Annotated in this window: 13 protein-coding genes; all 13 read left to right on the top strand. The window is 69.6% G+C overall.

Annotated features, from left to right (window positions below; genetic code table 11):
* The coding region (locus D7V93_RS01045; RefSeq protein ID WP_208722887.1) for a type VI secretion system domain-containing protein at positions 1-428 on the top strand (428 nt) is incomplete at its 5' end.
* 27 nt (positions 429-455) lie between these two features.
* Entirely contained in the window at positions 456-965 is a 510-nt protein-coding gene (gene tssB, locus D7V93_RS01040) for a type VI secretion system contractile sheath small subunit (protein WP_120641534.1), read from the top strand.
* An 18-nt stretch (positions 966-983) separates the two neighbouring features.
* Positions 984-2,474 (top strand): type VI secretion system contractile sheath large subunit, encoded by a 1,491-nt coding sequence (tssC, locus tag D7V93_RS01035; protein ID WP_120641533.1) that lies wholly within the window; start codon positions 984-986, stop codon positions 2,472-2,474.
* 126 nt (positions 2,475-2,600) lie between these two features.
* Positions 2,601-3,092: a type VI secretion system tube protein TssD gene (tssD, locus tag D7V93_RS01030; RefSeq protein ID WP_120641532.1), complete on the top strand. Its 492-nt coding sequence runs from the start codon at positions 2,601-2,603 to the stop codon at positions 3,090-3,092.
* A gap of 64 nt (positions 3,093-3,156) precedes the next feature.
* Complete coding sequence (gene tssE / locus D7V93_RS01025; RefSeq protein ID WP_120641531.1) at positions 3,157-3,552, top strand: type VI secretion system baseplate subunit TssE; 396 nt, start codon at positions 3,157-3,159, stop codon at positions 3,550-3,552.
* Positions 3,553-3,589: 37 nt separating this feature from the next.
* Positions 3,590-5,341, top strand: a complete 1,752-nt coding sequence (gene tssF, locus D7V93_RS01020) for a type VI secretion system baseplate subunit TssF (protein ID WP_120641530.1) — start codon at positions 3,590-3,592, stop codon at positions 5,339-5,341.
* Positions 5,305-6,351, top strand: coding sequence for a type VI secretion system baseplate subunit TssG (gene tssG, locus D7V93_RS01015; RefSeq protein WP_208722886.1), 1,047 nt, complete (start codon positions 5,305-5,307; stop codon positions 6,349-6,351). Before tssF ends, tssG begins: the two co-directional genes overlap by 37 nt.
* Before the next feature lie 82 nt (positions 6,352-6,433).
* Positions 6,434-9,067: a type VI secretion system ATPase TssH gene (tssH, locus tag D7V93_RS01010; protein WP_120641529.1), complete on the top strand. Its 2,634-nt coding sequence runs from the start codon at positions 6,434-6,436 to the stop codon at positions 9,065-9,067.
* A 17-nt stretch (positions 9,068-9,084) separates the two neighbouring features.
* On the top strand, positions 9,085-10,104 hold the full coding sequence (locus D7V93_RS01005) for a hypothetical protein (RefSeq protein ID WP_244237043.1): 1,020 nt from the start codon (positions 9,085-9,087) through the stop codon (positions 10,102-10,104).
* Positions 10,105-10,170: 66 nt separating this feature from the next.
* Positions 10,171-10,857 (top strand): hypothetical protein, encoded by a 687-nt coding sequence (locus D7V93_RS01000; protein ID WP_120641528.1) that lies wholly within the window; start codon positions 10,171-10,173, stop codon positions 10,855-10,857.
* A gap of 12 nt (positions 10,858-10,869) precedes the next feature.
* A complete protein-coding gene (locus tag D7V93_RS00995; RefSeq protein WP_120641527.1) occupies positions 10,870-11,886 on the top strand; it encodes a DUF2169 family type VI secretion system accessory protein in 1,017 nt (338 codons plus the stop codon).
* A gap of 29 nt (positions 11,887-11,915) precedes the next feature.
* On the top strand, positions 11,916-12,380 hold the full coding sequence (locus tag D7V93_RS00990) for a DUF4150 domain-containing protein (protein WP_120641526.1): 465 nt from the start codon (positions 11,916-11,918) through the stop codon (positions 12,378-12,380).
* A 23-nt stretch (positions 12,381-12,403) separates the two neighbouring features.
* A complete protein-coding gene (locus D7V93_RS00985; RefSeq protein WP_120641525.1) occupies positions 12,404-15,001 on the top strand; it encodes a TIGR02270 family protein in 2,598 nt (865 codons plus the stop codon).
* Positions 15,002-15,009: the final 8 nt, after the last annotated feature.

The raw sequence follows: 15,009 nt of genomic DNA, 5'->3' as shown, positions 1-15,009 counted from the left end.
CCGCGGCCCTGGAGGAACAGGCCCGCGTCTTGTTTGACACCGGCAAACCCGAGGAAGCCGTCGCGCGGCTCCAGGCCGCCGTGAATGCGACCACGACCGGAAGGGCGCGCTTCATGGCACGCCTTTCCCTGGCACGCATGTGTGCCAACTCCGGCAAACTCTTACTCGCCCAGACGCTCTATGAGCAGCTCGACGCGGAGTGCAGCGCGAAACAGCTCGATGCCTGGGAGCCGGCGCTCGCGGCCGCGTGTCTTGAAGGACTCCTGACGTCTGTCATCGCGCAGGCAAAAGATGAGAGACGTCTGGAAATGAACCTACAGCTTCGTTATCGTCGCCTCGCGCAATTGGATGCACCGGCCGCGTTGCGCGTGCGCGTCGAACGACTGGAAGCGACAGCGGAGTCCCCACCGGACCCGACCGCGTCCTGACCCTTTCACCCCAGGAGAGAACCGAAGATGAGCAAGGAAAACTCCGTCGCCCCGACCGAACGCGTCAACATCGTCTACAAGCCCGCCACCGGCAATGCGCAGGAGCAGGTGGAGCTGCCGCTGAAGACTCTCGTCATGGGAGACTTCACCGGCCGCGAGGACGACCGGCCGCTGGAGCAGCGCGCTCCCATCAACGTCGACAAGAGCAACTTCAACGACGTGATGGCCCAGCAGGACCTGCGCGTCACGCTCTCCGCCGCCGACAAGCTTTCCAACGAGGCGGGCGCCACCATGTCCGTCACGCTCCAGTTCAAGAACTTGTCTGACTTCGCGCCCGAAAGCGTGGTCAACCAGGTGCCCGAGCTCAAGAAGCTGCTGGAGTTGCGCAGCGCGCTCAACGCCCTCAAGGGTCCCCTCGGCAACCTCCCGGCCTTCCGCAAGAAGCTGCAGTCCATGCTGAACGACGAGGAAGGCCGCAAGAAGCTCATCGAGGAACTCGGAATCAAGCCGGAAGCCGTCGCCGCCCCGACCAAGTAATCCGAAACGAGCGCGAACATGAGCACCCAGACCCAGACCCAGAATTCCGCAGCGGAAGCCGCGATCGCACTCGGCTCCAACTCGTTGCTCGATGAGATCCTCTCCGAGGCGAAGCTCAAGCCCAAGGACGAGGGCTATGACATTGCCCGCAAGGGCGTGCAGGCCTTCATCACGGAGATGCTGGCGCCGGACCGCGGCGAGGAGCGCATCGACAAGGCGCTCGTGGACGCGATGATCGCGGAGATCGACCAGCGCATGAGCGCGCAGGTCAATGAGATCATCCACGACAAGCAGTTCCAGACGCTGGAGTCGTCCTGGCGCTCGCTCAAGTTCCTGGTGGACCGCGTGGACTTCCGCGAGAACACCCGCGTGGAGATGCTCAACGTCTCCAAGGCCGACCTGCTCAAGGATTTCGACGACGCCCCGGAGGTCGTGAAGTCGGGCCTGTACCGCATCGCCTACTCCAACGAGTACGGCGTCTTCGGCGGCAAGCCCTACGGGCTCATCACCGGCAACTACGACTTCGGGCCCGGCCCGCAGGACGTGGACCTGCTTCGCAAGTGCGCGTCCGTGGCGGCCATGGCGCACGCGCCGTTCATCGCCAACGCCAGCCCGGAGTTCTTCGGCGAGGAGAGCTTCCTCAACCTGCCGAACCTCAAGGACCTGAAGTCCTTCTTCGAGGGCCCGCAGTACGCGCGCTGGCACTCCTTCCGGGAGAGCGAGGACGCGCGCTACGTGGGCCTGTGCCTGCCGCGCTTCCTGCTGCGCCTGCCGTATGGCGAGAAGACGGTGCCGGTGAAGGCGTTCAACTTCACCGAGGACGTCGTCGGCCACCATGACCGCTACCTGTGGGGCTACGCGTCCACGGCGTTCGCCACGCGCGTGACGGACTCGTTCGGCAAGTTCCGCTGGAGCCCGAACATCATCGGGCCCCAGTCCGGCGGCGCGGTGGAGACCCTGCCCCTGCACCAGTACGAGGCGATGGGGGAGATCCAGACCAAGATCCCCACGGAGGTCATGCTCACGGAGCGCCGCGAGTTCGAGCTCTCCGAGGAGGGCTTCATCGGCCTGGTGTTCCGCAAGGACGCGGACAACGCGGCGTTCTTCTCCGCCAACTCCACGCAGAAGCCGAAGTTCTTCGGCTCGTCGCCGGAGGGCAAGGCCGCGGAGACGAACTACCGGCTGGGCACGCAGCTGCCCTACATGTTCATCATGACCCGGCTCGCGCACTACGTGAAGGTGCTGCAGCGCGAGCAGATTGGCAGCTGGAAGGAGCGCGCGGACCTGGAGCGCGAGCTCAACCAGTGGATGAGCCAGTACATCGCGGACATGGATGATCCGGCCCCCGCCGTGCGCTCGCGCCGTCCGCTGCGCGCCGCGCGTGTGACGGTCGAGGACGTGGAGGGCCAGCCGGGCTGGTACCGCTGCAACCTCCAGGTGCGCCCGCATTTCAAATACATGGGCGTGTCCTTCACGCTGTCGCTGGTTGGAAAGCTCGACAAGGAGTGAGCCCCTCTCGTCTGAGATCGCCTGTCGTATTGCCCATGTAGTCGGGGGGCTCCATCACACCCGATCCGCCCTCCCGCGGGCCGGGTCCAACGCGCAAGAAGCCAAACGCGCACGAGGTGGCCGAAAATGGCTGAGACAGTACACCTGTACCTGAAGGCGAACGGCAGCGACATCAAGGGCGAGAGCACCCAGACGAGCCTGGGGCGCGAAGGCTCCATCGAGTGCGTCTACTACGAGCAGGAGGTCATCACGGCCCGCGAGGCGGGCTCCGGCCTGGCCACGGGGCGCCGCCAGTACCCGCCCCTGCTCATCCGCAAGCGCATCGACAAGAGCTCGCCGCTGCTCATGAAGGCGCTCGCGGAGAACCAGGTGGTGGAGGGCGTGCTGAAGTTCTTCCGCCCCAACCCCACCGGTGACGGCACCACCGAGCAGTTCTACACGGTGGGCTTCGCGCAGGGCCGCATCGGCAGCATCAAGCAGGTGGTGCCCAACACCATCATCCCCGCCACCTCCACCGAGCCGCCCCTGGAGGAGGTCACCTTCGTGTTCCACACCATCAACTGGACGTACACGAACGGTGGCGTGACGCACGAGGATTCCTGGGCGACGCAGCGCTAGTCACACCCTTCGCGGGGCGTCCTTCCAGCCTTGGAAGGACGCTTCGCGTCTGGCCTTTTGCCCCATGGCTGAACGAGGACTGCTCTCCCGTCTTGCCGCCGGTCAGGGCTCGCTGGTGTCCCAGGGGGACATCGTCGAGTCGGTGGCCGCGCACCTGCGCGTGCTGCTCAACACCCGTCGGGGCGAATCCGCCGCGGCGCCGAACTTCGGCATCCTCGACTTCAACGACGTCGTGCACATGTACCCGTCCGCCATCCCGAGGATGCAGCAGTCCATCCGCATGGCCATCCAGGAATTCGAGCCGCGCCTGAAGAGCGTGGTGGTGACCCACCAGCCCAACGAGGACGACCCGACTGCGCTGATGTTCGACATCAGTGCGCAGCTGTCCTGGCGGGGCCAGCGCGGCGCGCTGCGCTTCCACACGCACGTCCACCCGGGCGGCAAGGTGGAGCTGTGGTGAGCCGGGGCCGCGCCACACGACGAGACGGGGGACGGGGATGTTCAGCAAGTACTACCTGAGCGAGTTGTCCTACCTGCGGGAGATGGGCCGCGCCTTCGGGCTGGCCAATCCCAGCGTCGCGGGCCTGCTGGTGGAGCGTGGCGCGGACCCGGACGTGGAGCGGCTGCTGGAGGGCTTCGCCTTCCTCACCGCGCGCATCCGCGAGCGCCTGGACGACAACGTCCCGGAGATGGTGCACGGCCTCACGGAGCTGCTGCTGCCGCACTACCTGCGGCCGCTGCCCGCCACCACCATCGTGGAGTTCACCCCGCAGGTGCGGGCGCTGCGCGGCCGCTCACGCATCCCCGCGGGCGCGGAGGTGGCGTCGCAGCCGCTGGACGGCACGGCCTGCGTCTTCCGCACCACGACGGACGTGGACCTGCTGCCGCTGACGCTCCAGGACGCGGTGTTGGACCGCTCGTCGCTGACGTCGCCCGTGCTGCGCCTGTTCTTCCAGACGCACGAGCAGGGCCGCGCGGAGGTGTTCCGCGCCGCGGGCGTGCGCCTCTTCATCCAGGGGGAGCTGTCCGCCAGCTCGCTCGTGCTGCTGTGGCTGCTGCGCTACTGCAAGGCCGTGCGCGTGCGCGGGGCCTCCGACAGCGGCCCGGGCATCCGGCTGCCTCCGGACGCGGTGCGCGCCACGGGCTTCGAGCGCGACTTCAAGCTGCTGCCCTGGCCCAAGGCCACGGAGGGCTACCGGCTGCTCCAGGAGTACTTCACGCTGCCGGAGAAGTTCCTGTTCTTCGACGTGCGGGGCCTGGACGCGGGCGCCTCCATCATGGAGGACAGGTTCGAGCTCTCCTTCGAGCTGGAGCGTCCGCCGCCCATGGACGCGCGAATCACGCGGGAGATGTTCCGCCTGCACTGCGCGCCGGTCATCAACCTGTTCCAGGTGCCGGCGGATCCCATCCTCCACCACGCGTTGGACCGCGAGCACCTGCTGCGGGCCTCGGACCTGCCGCCGCAGCACGCGGAGATCTACGCGGTGGACACGGTGACGGGCATGCAGGCCGGCCGCAACGAGCGCCGCGCCTACCGGCCCTTCTTCGACTTCGAGCACACCCGGGGCGAAGGCGCGGAGACGTCCTTCTTCCGCGTGCGGCGGGTGCACTCACCCATCGACGACGGCATCGACACGTACCTCACGCTGGAGACGCCCCGCGACGTGGCGCCGACGCTCGGCTCGGAGGAGGTGCTCTCCATTGACTTGACGTGCACCAACCGCTCCCTGCCCTCGCGGTTGCAGGTGGGCGACCTCACGGCCTCCACGTCGGCGTCGCCCACGCAGGCGAAGTTCAGGAACATCGCGCCGGTGAGCCGGCCCGCGCGGGCGCCCCTGGGTTCGGAGCTGCACTGGCGGCTCTTGTCGCACCTGGCCGTCAACCAGCGCTCGCTGTCGGACGCGGCGGCGCTGCGGCGGCTCCTGGACCTCTACAACTTCCAGGCGCTGGCGGACAACCTGGCCTCGCGCGCCAGCCGGCAGCGCGTGGACGCCGTGCGGGCGCTGAACGCGAAGCCCGTCACGCGCTTCCTGGAGGGCGCGCCGCTGCGCGGCAACCTCACCGTCATCGACGTGGACGAGAAGAACTTCCAGGGCGTGGGAGACGCCTTCCTCTTCGGCTGCATCCTGGACGAACTGCTGGCGTCGAACGTGACCATCAACTCCTTCAGCGAGCTGAACGTCCGCCTCCACCCCTCTCAGACGGAGTTCTCGTGGCGCCCGAGGAACGGCTCCCAGCGCATCTCGTAGAGGCCAGCCGCGAGCTCGCGGACGCCGCGCCCCGGCTGGGGTTCTTCCCGCTCGTGGCCTACCTGGAGCGCCTGACGGAAGGCGCCGTGCGGGTGGGCGACGTGGGGCCGGTGAGCGAGGAGATGATCCGCTTCCGGCACGACCCCTCGCTGGGCTTCTCGTCCGGAGACGTGAGCAGCGTCACCCTGCGCGAGGTGCCCGTGCGCGCGGAGGACCCGTCCGCGCGCCGGCCCCTCTTCGAGGTCGCCACGCGCTTCCTCGGGCTCACCGGCACCGTCAGCCCGCTGCCCATGTACCTGGCGGAGGAGGTGGCCCAGGAGGACCCCGACCACGCCGTGCGGCGCGAGTTCCTGGACCTGTTCCACCACCGGCTCCTGTCGCTGCTGTACCGGTTGGAGGCCCGCTACCGCGTCACCAGCGAGTCCAACACGGGCTTCACGGACCAGTGGTCCCGGCGGCTCCTGGCGCTCGCGGGGTTCGACACCTACGAGCAGCACTCCGACAGCAAGCTGCCCACGGCGCGGCTCTTGCGCATCGTGCCGCTGCTGGCCAGCCAGGTGCGCACCGCGGAGAAGCTGGAGGTGGCGCTCCAGGAGGCGCTGGGCGACGACCTGGAGGGGGCGTCCGTCACCGTGCGCCAGTTCATGGGGCGGTGGGTGGACATCGACGCGCGGACGCGGCTGGGGCACTCGTTCCACCAGCTGGGCCGCAACATGCTGCTGGGCGGCAAGGCGTTTGATCGCACGGGGAAGATCCAGCTCGCCATCGGCCCGCTTCCGCCGCGCGCCTACAAGCGCCTGCTGCCGGACGGGGACCTGCTGCCCCTGGTGCGCGAGGTGATGGCGCTCTTCCTGCGCGACCCCCTGGAGTACGAGCTGGAGCTGGGGCTCACCGAGAGCGTCCGCCAGACCTTCTTCCTTTCCATGCACGACCACAAGGCGTCGCGGCTGGGCCGTGACACCTGGCTCGGCAACGGCCAGCAGAACCGACTGAACGTCCCCGGCGCGTGACCTTCGCGCCACCGACTCCCCGGGGCTCACGGCCCCCGGGGAACCCGGACCCCCGTTTCATGCCGTCGAGGAGGGTGTTCCCATCCGTGTCGACCCCAAGGCGCTCGTCCGTCGCCTGACGCCCACGTCCACCCGCCTGCTGGAGGCGGCCGTCGCCCGCGCCAGCACGGGACGCTTCTATGAAATCGTCGTCGAGCACCTGCTCGCGCAGTTGCTGGAGGCGGAGGACTCCGACGTCGCGCGCATCCTGAGCCACTTCCAGGTGGATCGCCGGAGGCTGGCCACGAGCGTGGACCGCGCCCTCCAGGGCATGCGCGCCGGCACCCCGGGCCGGCCCGTCTTCTCCGAGACGCTCTTCCAGTGGATCGAGGACGCGTGGTTGCAGGCGTCCGTGGAGCAGGGGGCCACGCGCCTGCGCTCCGGCGTGCTGTTCGCCCAGTTCATCACCCGGCGCAGCCGCTACACGGCGGAGCTGTTCCCGGAGCTCGACGCCATCTCGCGCGACGAGCTGATGGACTCGCTGGAGGTGGTGTTGCGCCCGTCCGCGGAGACGGTGGAGGTGGCGCCGCCGGAGGCCTCCTCGGGAGGCGGCTCGCAAGGCGCGCAGGCGGGAGGGCGCGGGGACGAGTCGCTCAAGCGCTTCACGACGTCGTTCACCGGCCGCGTGCGCGAGGGGAAGATCGACCCCATCTTCGGCAGGCACCGGGAGATCCGCCAGATCGTGGACATCCTGTCGCGGCGCCGGAAGAACAACCCCATCCTGGTGGGCGAGCCGGGCGTGGGGAAGACGGCGCTCGTGGAGGGTCTCGCGTGGGCCATCGTGAAGGGCGAGGTGCCGGACGCGCTGAAGAACGTGGAGCTCCTGGGGTTGGACCTGGGCCTGCTGCAGGCCGGAGCGGGCGTGCGCGGTGAGTTCGAGAACCGCCTCAAGGCCGTCATCTCCGAGGTGAAGGCCTCCCCCACCCCCATCGTGCTCTTCATCGACGAGGCGCACACCATCATCGGCGCGGGAGGCTCCGCGGGCGGCAGCGACGCGGCGAACCTGCTCAAGCCGGCGCTCGCGCGAGGCGAGCTGCGCACGCTCGCGGCCACCACCTGGAGCGAATACAAGAAGTACTTCGAGAAGGACGCCGCGCTGGAGCGCCGCTTCCAGCCCGTCAAGGTGGAGGAGCCGGGCGTGGAGGACGCGGAGCTGATGCTGCGCGGCCTGAGGGCCACCTACGAGGCCGCGCACGGCGTCACCATCCGCGACGAGGCCGTGACGGCCGCCGTGCGCCTGTCCCAGCGCTACATCTCCGGCCGGCAGCTTCCGGACAAGGCGGTGGACCTGCTCGACACCGCGGCGGCGCGCGTGAAGATCGAGCATTCCACCCGGCCCGACGAATTGGTGGCGCTGGAGCAGCAGATCGCGGGCCTGGAGCGCGAGCGCGACGCCCGCCAGCGCGACCTGTCGGAAGGCCACCCGGGAGACGCGGGCGCGGTGGCGCAGGTGGAGGAGCGGCTGGCCGCGGTGAGGGATCAACTCGCCACGCTGCACGGTCGCTGGGAGGTGGAGCGGGCGGCGGTGGCGCGGCTGTCGGCAGCCCGGAAGGCGCTCGCCACGTCCGCACCGGACGCGGACCGGCAGCCGCTGCGGGCCGAGGTGGACGAGGCCTCCGCGAAGCTGTCCCAGGCGCGAGGAGAGGAGCCGCTGGTCCACGCGGACGTGGACGCGGACATCGTGGCGCGGGTCGTGTCGAGCTGGACGGGCGTGCCCGTGGGCAAGATGCGCAGCGACCTCATCGAAGCGGTGCTGAGCCTGGAGACGAAGCTCGCGTCGCGCGTGCGGGGCCAGGACGCGGCGGTGCGCAAGGTGGCGGAGATCATCCGCATCTCCCAGGCGGGCATCCGCAACCCGGACACGCCCATTGGCGTGCTGCTCTTCGTGGGCCCCAGCGGCGTGGGCAAGACGGAGACGGCGCTCGCGCTGGCCGACAGCCTCTATGGCGGCGAGCGCTTCATGACGACGCTCAACATGAGCGAGTTCCAGGAGAAGCACACCGTCTCGCGGCTCATCGGGTCGCCCCCGGGCTACGTGGGCTACGGCGAGGGAGGCCTGCTGACGGAGGCGGTGCGCCAGCGGCCCTACTCCGTGGTGCTGCTCGACGAGTGCGAGAAGGCCGACCTGGAGGTGATGAACCTCTTCTACCAGGTGTTCGACAAGGGGATGCTCACGGATGGCGAGGGCCGCGCCGTGGACTTCCGCAACACGGTCATCATCCTGACGAGCAACCTCGCGTCCGACATCGTGATGCGGATGTTCGAGGGGGACGCGGCGCCCACGGCCGAGCAGGTGATGACGGCGATCCGCCCCGCCCTGAGCCAGCACTTCAAGCCGGCGCTGCTGGCGCGCATGACCATCGTGCCCTTCGGGCCGGTGCAGCGCGACGTGATGCGGCAGATCGCCGAGATGAAGCTCGACAAGCTGGTGGGCCGGCTGCGCACGGCGCACGGCGTGGAGACGACGCTCGCGCCGGAGCTGCTCGACGAGCTCGCGCGACGCTGCACCGAATCCGAGACGGGCGCGCGCAACCTGGAGCAGATCCTCCAGGGCTCGCTGATGCCCGCGCTGTCGCGGGAATTGCTTCAGAAGCTGGCGGGCGGCGCGGTGCCTCCCCGCCTGCACATCGCACTGACCGCCGAAGGAGACTGGGACCTCCAGTTCTCCGGAGCCTGAGCCGGATGGCGACCTCCATGATGACACGACAGGGATTGCTCACAGCCGTCGCGCTGGGCCTGCTGGCGGGGTGCGCCACCACCGCGCCCGCGCCCCGGCTCTGCCAGAAGGACGCCGGTTTCAACGAGCGCTCCGCGCCCACGCCGGACCTGTGGTTCGCGCTCCTGCTGCACGGCTACGACAAGGACCGCAACGTGGTGCCCCGGCCCGCGGTGGACTGCTCGGGAGCGCCGGTGGTCTGGCAGGACCCGACGCAGGACGAGTGCCGCGAGCCGGGCCCTCCCTCGGAGCCGCTGCCCCCGCCGGCGCAGCTGACGGAGCAGGACCTGGTGCTGGAGACGCTCCAGGCCCGCGAGCGGCTGGTCTGGGTCATCACGCGCCGGTACACCAACGGCGAGGGCGTGGGCCCCGTCGCGCGGGTGCACACGACGGAGACCGGCTTCTCCGTGGAGGCGCTGGGCACGCTGCGCGCGCTGCCGCTGCACGCGAAGCTGCGGATGGAGCGCGTGGCCGGCACGGAGGTCCTGGTGGCCGAGGGCGACGCCTGCACCACCGACCCGTCGGAGGAACAGGTCTGCCGGCGCGCGGTGCGCATCATGCCCCTGCGCAGCCACCGCTTCTTCGGGGAGGCCGTGTCCAACAAGGACAAGGCGTGCCTGGGCGCCGCGTGGTTCCCGCTCAGCCGGGAGCTGTCCTTCACGCTGCCCAACGGCCTGCGCCGGACGTACGAGCTGGCCTCGACGGTGTCGTTCAAGTCCGACGGCATCACCGTGCAGGAACAGGTGCAGGTGAGCGATTCGGATCCGAAGCAGCCCGCCGTGGCGCCCCGCCTCTACCGCCGCGCGCAGGACCACCGGGAGCTCACGGTGCAGGACAGCATCCTCACGGGCAGCGCGCCGTCGCTGTGGGTGCGGATGATCGAGCAGCAGCTGCTGGCCGGAGCGAAGCCGCTGCCGGAGCAGGTGGTGGTGCCGCTCGAAGCCCCACCCGCCCCGAAGGACGACGCACCGAAGACCGCGTCCGGCGCGAAGCCCTGAAGCCTTTGCCGTGGACCATCTCACGTCATTTCGAAGGGACCCTCCCTGACCCGTTGGTAGGAGCGCATGCGCATGGACAACGTGCAGCGGTTGGTGGCCCGGCGGGTCGAGAAGCTGCTGGAGCAGCTCGCGTTGCTGGTGGCGCGGGGACGGACGGGGGAGGACCTGCCTGCCATTGGCGTCACGCTGCACCTGGCGCATGGCCATCAGGTGAGCGGCGAGCTGCTGGACTACCTTCCGAAGGAGGCGGTGCTGCTGGCGCTGAAGAAGGAGGCGCTGTCGCGTTCCGAGTCGGTGACGTACGTGGATCTGGCGTCGGTGGTGGCGGTGACGGTGACGGACGCGGGCCGGCTGGCGCAGGTGCCCGGGATGGTGCGGCCCCTGCCCACGCGGTCTGACCTGCAGAAGCTGGCGGAGCAGCTCGCAAAGGGCATCACCGAACAGTTCTGGCCCAGCGAGGGAACGCTGGGAGGGCAGGTGCTGCGCTTCGAGGTGGACTGGGTGGGGCTGGACGACGAACCGGGGCGACTGGCGCTGGAGCTGGCATTGAACGTCGCCTCGCATGCGCTGAAGGAGCTGGGACGGAGCGAGAAGAACGGACGTGAGGCCATCCGGGCCATCTCGACCGTGCGCTTCGTGAAGGGCAAGGAGACCGTGGCGAGCCTGGAGGGCGACACCGGCACCGTGACGGTGGGCCCCGGGGGCACCCCCACGGTCCAGGCGTTCCGAAAGGGATTCACCGCGGGACGGTGAGCGCATCCCTCCATGGGCCACCCCTCCATCGAGAACGAAACGCCGTTCGCCCACGCCCTGATGGGACTGGCGGACGAGGAGGGGCGTCCCCTGCTCCTCATCGTGGTCAAGGCCACCTACACCTTGACGGCGACGGGGCTGCGACTCGCGGAGCAGCAGGTGCCCGTGAACTGGAGTGGCGAGTCCTGGGGCAAGCCGGGTGAGTCCAGCGAGCGCTACGAATCCGAGGGGGCCTTCTTCAAGCCCGCGACGGACGTGGTGCTCCTGGGCCATGCGTATCCGGAGAAGAAGGGCGCCACGGAGGCACTGGTGGTGCTCCAGGCAGGCCCGCTGAAGAAGGCCGTGCGCGTGGTGGGCGAGCGCACATGGTTCAAGAGCCTGGGACGCGTGGCCGCGACGAAGCCCCTGCCCTTCGACAGGCTTCCGCTGACGTGGGAGCGCGCGTTCGGAGGCTGGGACCGGACGGACGCGCAGCGGCCCACCTTCGAGCCGCGCAACCCCGTGGGCACGGGCTTCCGGGCCAGCCCCCGCCACTTCGAGGAGGGGTTGAGGCTGCCCAACCTGGAGGACCCGATGGACCCCGTGCGCGACTTCGGTCAGCAGGTGGTGCCAGCGGGGTTCGGCTTCACGTCGCCGCACTGGCAGCCGCGCGCGAGCTACGCCGGCACCTATGACGAAGCGTGGAACAAGACACGCAAGCCGCTGCTGCCCAAGGACTTCGACCGGCGCTTCTTCAACGCGGCCGCGCCGGGGCTGAGTGCCCCGGGTTACTTGAAGGGCGATGAGCCTGTCATCATCGCGGGGGCATCCCCGCAGGGCCAGCTGTCCTTCACGCTCCCCGGCCAGGCGCCGGAGGTGACGGTGGAACAGACCCGCGCAGAGGACTCGAGGCCCGGCATGCCCCTGGACACGGTCATCGTGGATCCGGATGAGAACCAGGTGCTGCTGCTGTGGCGTGGACACATGGTGCTTCGGGACGGCATCCATGACGTGCGCGGACTGCGCATCACGGTGGCGAAGAAGACGTGAGGGAAGTCCATCCGCATTGGAGGTAGCCCGTGCCTGTCAATACCGGAGTGAACAAGCTGTCCGTGGTGACCAAAGACAGTGGAGGCGTCACCACCGCATTCCCAGACGTATGCAAGACACCCTCCCCTGCCGGCCCCATCCCCATTCCCTATCCCAACATCGCGCAGTCCTCGGACACCGCGAAGGGCACCAAGAAGGTGACCGTGGCGGGCAACCCGGTATGCGTGAAGGACTCGAACTTCAGCACCAGCACGGGTGACGAAGCGGGCACGGCCGGGGGCGGCGTGGCCTCCAGCAAGACCCAGGGCAAGGCGGAGTTCATCAACTACTCCTTCGACGTGAAGTTCGAGGGCAAGAACGTAGCGCGCGCCTTCGACCTGATGCTTCACAACGACAAGAACACCCCTCCCTTCCCGGTCATGCAGGGTCCCGTCATCGCCATGGGCGGTGGTGAGGGGAAGCCCAAGTGCCTCTGCTGCGAAGAGGATCTCTAGGCAGGTTGCCGGGAAACGCGCTGATGCTCTCCAACGAAGCCCTCCGCGGCACGAACGCGTCCTCCGCGCCGCACGACGCCTCGCCCCGAATGGACATGGCACGCGACTTCCTCGCGGATGCCGCCTTCTTCTGGGTGCAGCGCGAGCAGGGGCTGGTCGCTCCCGACTACACCCTCCAGGAACTCCTGGAAGGCCCCGAGCAGCGGCTGCTTGCCTGTCTCGACGCACTGGTGCTGGGTGGACCGACAGTCACTCGGAAGCTGCTGCGGCCCGCCCTGGTTTCGGAGGAGTTCGAGACAGTCGCCTGTGCAGGCTCCGCCCTCCTCATGCAGGGTGGAGCGGAAGAACTCGATGCCGTGCTCACTGCGCTCTGTAGCGACGTGGAGTCGACGAGCCAGGGGGCAGCACGGTCCCTGGAGCTCACCCGCCGCGTGGACGCGGTGCCTCGGCTGCATGAGCTCCTGAGGGACGCCACTCCCAGGGTCCTGGCGCGGGTGCTGGCCATCCTCACGCAGTGGCAGGCGGATCCCGCTCAAGACCTGGACGGGCTCCTCGCCGCGGGCCATGCACCGCTCGCCTGCGCGGTGCTGCGTGCCGCCCGCCGCTTTCCCGCGCGACTGAAGCCCGCCTCGATTGAGCGCGCCCTCGGCTCGGACGTGCCGGAGGTGAGGAACGTGGCGCTGGAGACAGCCTTCCTGCTCGGGCATCCCGGCGCCTGGAGCACCTGTGTCGAGGCCGTCCGCCGCCAGGGGCCGGGCTGGGGTGGGCCTGCGTCGCTGCTCGCGCTGGGCGGAGACCCGCAGGACGTGGAGCTCCTCCTCCAGGCACTGCCGGAACCTGCGCTACGGCGGGATGCGCTCTGGGCCTTGGGGCTTTGCGGGCGCGTTGCCGCCGTGGGGCCCTTGCTCGAGGCCATGCGGGACGAGACCGTCGCCCCCATGGCCGCGGAGGCCTTCTGTGCCATCACCGGCCTGGCCCTTACCGGGGACCTCAAGGTGTCCCGAGAGGCCTGGACGCCGGAGGCTCCAGAGGAGGAAGCCACGCCGCTCGGTCCGGAGGCCGCGCTCCCCTTCCCCATGCACCAGCGGGTGGAGCACTGGTGGAAGGAGGCCCAGAGGAGATTCACACCCCAGGGGCGCTACCTCGCCGGGAAGCCCTTTGGAGCCGAGCCGCTCCTCGAGGCCCTCACGGCGGGCCCCATGCGCAGGCGCGCGACACTGGCGCTGGAGCTGGCCGTGCGCACCCAGGGCGCCTGGCAGCTTTCCACCGGGAACTGGGCGCTGCGGCAATGGAGGGAGCTCCAGGCCATGCGGCCCGCGGTGCGTGGGAGCCTGGCCCTGGGCTCCTTCCGCGCGCTACCGCGCACCCTCGCCGTCCCGGACGCGCTGCCCGTCAAGGACGAGCCGCTCTTTGCGCCGGTGTTCCGCCAGCGTCCCCCGCCGCCGGGTGCGCTCGCGGTGACCGGGCTGGGGCTGGTGTCGTCCCTGGGGGATGGCGTGGTGGGCAGTTGCGCGGCCGCACGGGTGGGCGTGGCCCGGCCGGGGGCGATGGAGGGCACTCCAGTCGTGGACGAGGACTCGGGCGAGGAGTTGCCGGTAACAGGGCATGCCATCCCCCACCTCACGCAGGGCTTCAGCGGCGTGGGACGGTTGGTGCGGATGGGCGAGGCGGCCCTCGCGGACCTCGTCCACCAGACCGGACTTGCCGCAGGACCGCGTACCGGCCTCTTCCTCAACCTGCCGAGCGGCTTCCTCCTCGCCGCCGCGGAGCGGCATGCACGCGAGGCCGCGAAGCAGGAGGCGGCCGCCTCCAGTCAGGAAGAGGACGCCGCGGAGCTGGAAGTCTCCGAGGAGGAACCCCTGCTCGCGGAGGTCTTGCGGGAGCGGTACTCACGGACGCTGCTTCCCCGGTTGCTCGCTCAGGCCCAATTGCCGGGCGGTGTCTCGCAGGAGGCGCTCTTCTTCGGTGACTCCCCTGGCTTCGTCACTGCCTTGCACGCGGCGGAGCGCGCGCTGAGTTCGGGCGCGGTGGACCGATGCATCGTGGGCGGCATCGACAGCCTCGTCGAGCCGGAGTGGCTGGACGCGCTGGAAGAACTTCGACTGCTGAAGACGCCCAACCGGCACGTGGGCTTGATGCCAGGGGAGTGCGCGGCCTTCGTGCTGGTGGAGAAGGCGAGCACGGCAGCCCGCCGGGGCGCACCTGTCCACGCGTACATCGATGCGCTGGCCTCCGCCTCCGAGCCGGCCCACATGTTCTCCGGCCAGCCCCACCTGGGCGTCGCGCTGACGTCAGTGCTCGCGGAGGTGCTCGGGAACCTGGAGGACCGGGGGCAGGAGACGGGCCTTGTCTTCGCGGACCTGGACGGCACGATGCAGCGAGCCCAGGACTGGGGCTACGCCCAGGTGCGGATGGACGGCTTCCCGCTGAGGGAGTTGCCCCAATGGACTCCCGTGGACGCATGGGGCGGCGTGGGGGCGGCGACGGGTGCCCTGGCCGTTTGCATGGCGGCGCGGAGCTTCGCGCGGGGCCATGCCCCGGCTTCAGGAGTCCTGGCATGGCTCTGGGGCGGGTCCGGGGAGCGGGCTGCGCTCCACGTGCGGGCGCCCACGGCGCGATGAGGTGGGGC

This window comes from Corallococcus llansteffanensis, assembly GCF_003612055.1.
Classification (GTDB): domain Bacteria; phylum Myxococcota; class Myxococcia; order Myxococcales; family Myxococcaceae; genus Corallococcus; species Corallococcus llansteffanensis.
This window is presented reverse-complemented; position numbering and strand designations above follow the sequence as displayed.

Coding starts and splice junctions, on each gene's coding strand:
- tssB (WP_120641534.1), top strand. CDS start 456: ATGAGCAAGGAAAACTCCGTCGCCCCGACCGAACGCGTCAACATCGTC.
- tssC (WP_120641533.1), top strand. CDS start 984: ATGAGCACCCAGACCCAGACCCAGAATTCCGCAGCGGAAGCCGCGATC.
- tssD (WP_120641532.1), top strand. CDS start 2,601: ATGGCTGAGACAGTACACCTGTACCTGAAGGCGAACGGCAGCGACATC.
- tssE (WP_120641531.1), top strand. CDS start 3,157: ATGGCTGAACGAGGACTGCTCTCCCGTCTTGCCGCCGGTCAGGGCTCG.
- tssF (WP_120641530.1), top strand. CDS start 3,590: ATGTTCAGCAAGTACTACCTGAGCGAGTTGTCCTACCTGCGGGAGATG.
- D7V93_RS01005 (WP_244237043.1), top strand. CDS start 9,085: ATGATGACACGACAGGGATTGCTCACAGCCGTCGCGCTGGGCCTGCTG.
- D7V93_RS01000 (WP_120641528.1), top strand. CDS start 10,171: ATGCGCATGGACAACGTGCAGCGGTTGGTGGCCCGGCGGGTCGAGAAG.
- D7V93_RS00995 (WP_120641527.1), top strand. CDS start 10,870: ATGGGCCACCCCTCCATCGAGAACGAAACGCCGTTCGCCCACGCCCTG.
- D7V93_RS00985 (WP_120641525.1), top strand. CDS start 12,404: ATGCTCTCCAACGAAGCCCTCCGCGGCACGAACGCGTCCTCCGCGCCG.